Source organism: uncultured Succinivibrio sp., assembly GCF_902756765.1.
Classification (GTDB): Bacteria; Pseudomonadota; Gammaproteobacteria; order Enterobacterales; family Succinivibrionaceae; genus Succinivibrio.
Map to the genome: position 1 here is coordinate 1 of NZ_CACVSS010000145.1, position 4183 is coordinate 4183.

Annotated in this window: 4 protein-coding genes; 1 reads left to right on the top strand and 3 read right to left on the bottom strand. The window is 39.4% G+C overall.

What is annotated here, in order from left to right; all coding sequences use genetic code 11:
- Positions 1 to 640: tyrosine-type recombinase/integrase (locus tag QZU45_RS11660; protein WP_295355474.1), on the top strand; the 640-nt coding region annotated here is incomplete at its 5' end.
- Positions 641 to 752: 112 nt separating this feature from the next.
- Here QZU45_RS11660 and QZU45_RS12545 read toward each other — a convergent pair.
- The 3 genes from QZU45_RS12545 to QZU45_RS11670 all read right to left on the bottom strand — a co-directional run bounded on the left by QZU45_RS12545 (position 753) and on the right by QZU45_RS11670 (position 3816).
- Entirely contained in the window at positions 753 to 866 is a 114-nt protein-coding gene (locus QZU45_RS12545) for a transposase (RefSeq protein WP_366925501.1), read from the bottom strand.
- On the bottom strand, positions 817 to 1662 hold the full coding sequence (locus QZU45_RS11665) for an IS110 family transposase (protein WP_295355476.1): 846 nt from the start codon (positions 1660 to 1662) through the stop codon (positions 817 to 819). Before QZU45_RS11665 ends, QZU45_RS12545 begins: the two co-directional genes overlap by 50 nt.
- Before the next feature lie 543 nt (positions 1663 to 2205).
- Complete coding sequence (locus QZU45_RS11670; RefSeq protein ID WP_295355478.1) at positions 2206 to 3816, bottom strand: methyl-accepting chemotaxis protein; 1611 nt, start codon at positions 3814 to 3816, stop codon at positions 2206 to 2208.
- Positions 3817 to 4183 lie beyond the last annotated feature (367 nt).

The following is a 4183-nucleotide window of genomic DNA, read 5'->3' on the forward strand; positions in this document are numbered from 1 at the left end:
CAATATATCCTCAATGCTTAAGGCTGTTATCACTACTGAAAAGGGAAAACGAAATGCATTGATACTGCTTATACTGTATGAATGTGCTATGAGAGCCTCCGAGCTAACAGCTTTAAAGGTAAAGGATGTTATAAACATCGACGGTAAATCCAGGCTTAATGTAATGGGGAAAGGAAAAAGGCAGCGTTACACGCCAATCAAGGAAGAAACCTCAGAGATGCTTAAGGCTTATCTCAGAGTATTCCATGAATCATCGTCACCAGATACGCCTCTTTTTTACAGCATACGCAAGGAAAAACCCGTAGCATTGACTGTTAAGACCGTAGAGACAATAGTAAATCAGGCAGCAGAGTTAGCTCGTGAGCATGATCCAACCATCCCCAAACGAGTACATCCTCATGCATTTCGTCGTAGTAAGACTACAGCTCTTTATCAAAAGGGAACGCCAATCGAGATAGTCTCTTCATTTATTGGACATTCCAGTACGGAAACGACCAAAATCTATACGACCCCATCAGAAGAACAGTTAAGAAAAGCCATGGAAAAATGCGGCTTTCCTGACGAATGGAAGAATGCTAAGGCAAACTATACAGAGGATGATCTGAAAAAGAAGATCGTTGCCTGTGGATTGACACCATAGCCAAATAAAACACCACATTTAGAGGTGCTGTTTGGCTTTTAAAAGCCATTCTGCGATATAATCTCGTGTTTTCTAAAATGTGGTGTTTATCATTAAATACGAGATCTCGTATTTAATGATCAGATACACGAGGAGCAAAGCCTGCAAAGGAGGCAAAATGTCTTGAATTAGGAAAGTCATCCGGATTTCCTATTACCGCATATAGAGTAACTGCAGATACTTGAATTAGGAAAGTCATCCGGATTTCCTATTACCGCATATAGAGTAACTGCAGATAAGACTCCTATACCTGGTATGGTCATAAGATTCTGTACTGTTTTGTTATTCTTTGCGTACTGTTTGAGGTAGAGATCAATCTGCTTAATCTGTGTTTCAAGTGCATCACGGTTTGCTTTAAAAGGTTCTGCGATCATCCTGAAATTACAAATTGCCTCAGAATGATTCTCCTCAAGGGATAACTTCAGCTTATCGGTAGCCGCATCTATCTTTGCCGCTCCTTCGCCACAGATTTCTCCTAACTCATAGAGCATTGCTCTTTGTGCATTCAGTGACTGTGTCTGCTGTTTTATGAGCTGTTCTCTGGCTGCAAGCAGATTCATCAGTGTCTGATTCTCTTCATTCCTCGCACTTATGGTTCTTACAGAGGGACAGATTGTTCCTTTGAAAATCCCCAGAGCATCAATCTTGTCTGTTTTCTGTAAGCCCAGAAAAGCTCTGATTGAAGCTGCAGGCATGATTCTGTACTTATGTCCAAGATTCTCAATAAATCTTGCCCAGTAATTACAGCCACCGCATGCTTCAAATCCAACCATCAAAGGTTGACTGACAGGAGGATTATTTAGAAAATCTAAGAAAGCTTCACGAGATAAGGCCTTGTTCTTAATCTTTTGCTTATCGGTTAGGTAGCAAACCTGAAATACTCTTGCTGCCAGATCAACGCCAACAGGAACATATCCCTGAGATATAAACATTGAGTACAAAGACAGCTCGCCTTCGTTAAGCTTTTGAGAATTGCCTGCCATTGAATAGCTCCATTGTTGTTTGTTAAACAATCACACTGTTCAATTTAAAGATTCGGCCTAGGATTGAAACTTAAGACTGAATAATGCGGCTCAAGGAAGTACCGTTCATTTTTTTCCTTGTCACCACATCATTCGCATAGTCATCGCTACTATGACCTCGGCTGACTTCTTGTCATTCGTTGTTACTACGGTTTCCCGCTGACAAGACCTCCTCAGGTAAGAACATTATCTTTCACTCCATCAATCCGCCATCTCTACATACTAGGTTCCGTCTAATTATTGGACTTTGAGTTAACTTGCACCATTATCCACCTAGCACGCCTGTAGATGATTTCTGTTCGTCGGACCAGAGATTTGCTATCCACTTCTTTCAGCTATCACGTCACCGTGACCACCTTGCGGATTTGCTAAGTCTTCCCATTAGCGGGCGACTTCGGGACTTACACCCTATAGATAATGCCCATGCTGAGCACACAAACCAACAAAAAGACCTGTTTTCATCTGAAAACAGGTCTTTTTAATTAATCAGGATATCCCTTCAAGTTACACTATAAACTTGTTAACTGTTTCGTCCATTCTTGAAGAAAGAGCACGAAAGTCATTGGTGATATTTTCTGCAGCTGCAGATGTATCAGCCATTTCTTTTGTGAAGTCTTTAATTGAAGACAGATGTGCAGACATATCCTTTGATGTACCGGTCTGCTGCTCTGTAGCTGCTGCAATCTGAGTGATCTGCAGGTTAACATCGCCAACCTTCTGAGTAATAACATCAAGAGTTGTCTGTAAATTACCGGCATTAGTTGCGATTTCATCCATCTTTGATACAGTATCAATTATAGAGTCGTTAGCTTTCTTAACATCATCCTTAACGGTGTTAATCTTAAAGGATATTTCTTTTGTTGCCTCTGCAGTTCTTACTGCCAGAGCGCGAACTTCATCTGCTACCACTGCGAATCCTTTACCATGTTCACCAGCACGGGCAGCCTCAATAGCAGCGTTTAATGCCAGCAGGTTGGTCTGACTTGCAATATCTTCAATGGTTGCGATGATTGAGTTAATTTCCTGAGTCTTTTCACCTAAGGCAAGAATAAGCTGAGCATCTTCTTTTGTCTTTTCAGAATGAGCTCTAATGTCATTTACGGTATTGGTAACAACATCCATGCCGTTAACTACAAGTCCCTTGGTTTCTTCAGATGCATTAGCTGCAAGTGAGCAGTTAGAAGAAATTTCCTGAGAGGTTGCAACCATTTCTTCTGCTGCAGAGGATGTGGTAATAAGCTTGTCTAAAACCATATTAGACTTATACTGAATTTCCTGAGAAGATGCTGTCATGTTTGTAGAAGATGTCTGGAGAACCTCTGAATCGTTCTTCATAGTGACAATGATTGAATGCAGATTATTAATCAGCTTGTTCATGTCAGCACCTAAATGACCAAGCTCGTCATGACCAATCTGAGGGATAGGATCTTTCAGGTTACCAGCTGCAATCTTTTCTGAAGCCTCTCCTAAGATTCTGATTCTTGATGTAATAGATCTTGCCAGAGCTCTGAAGAAGATAAAGTTTAGGAAGATAACAATTACGATGATTATTACATTTGAAACAGGTGATACGTCGTTTACAAGTTCTTCTGATTTTTCTCTTGAAACCTGATCAAGCTCTTTCTGGACGTCATCAACTAACTTATCAAAGGTATTTCCAAGTGGAACCAGGTAATCTTTAATAATTGAAGTACCTTTATCTACATTTCCTTCATTAACAGAATCTATAAGGATACTGCCAACGACCTTGTCATAATCAGCGATGGTCTTTTTTAAACCGTCTAATTTAGAACCGTCTACAATACCACCCAAAGCAGTGATCTGCTTTTCCATCATGGACTTGTAGTTGGAGAATGTTGTTTTCAGGTTTGCCAGATCTGCTGGCTTTGCGGTAGGGTATTTAATTGCAGCAATACGGAATTCTTTAAAGCTGGCCTTCAGTTCTCCTAAAGATTCCTTTGCTGGAATAACCACATCGATAACTGATGCTACTGATTCCTGAGCGCCTCTTGCTTTTACAAATGAGCTGATGCCGACAAAAGAGAGCAACAGAAAACTACAGAAGGTAACGACAGAGAACTTCTGTACAATTGAAAATTTTCTAACTATATCCATAGATTTAACCTTCATTCAAAATTGAAAATAATAAAACCTCTTAACGGATGCTATGCATTTAATTGTGATAAATAATAAAAAAAAATTCCCCAACTCATTTAATGATAAATGTTTTTTAATTAACCTACTTAAAATAAAAGATAAAACTTTGAATGATGTAACAATGTTGTACAATATTTGCAAAAGTGTTATATCTGTAATAGTTATAAAAGCAGGATGCTAAGAATTAAAGATTGATATATGAAATCATACCCAGGTCCTTAAGAGATTTTTCTTTTAAAGCCTGGTTGGTTCACGATCTGCCACAAAAGTAATGGCAGATCTTTAATTAACAATCGATCTCGCTGAGATGGCTTTGAGCGTTTAC

Excerpts from the sequence above, each read along its gene's own strand:
- QZU45_RS11665 (WP_295355476.1), bottom strand. The coding sequence starts at position 1,662 with ATGGCAGGCAATTCTCAAAAGCTTAACGAAGGCGAGCTGTCTTTGTAC.
- QZU45_RS11670 (WP_295355478.1), bottom strand. The coding sequence starts at position 3,816 with ATGGATATAGTTAGAAAATTTTCAATTGTACAGAAGTTCTCTGTCGTT.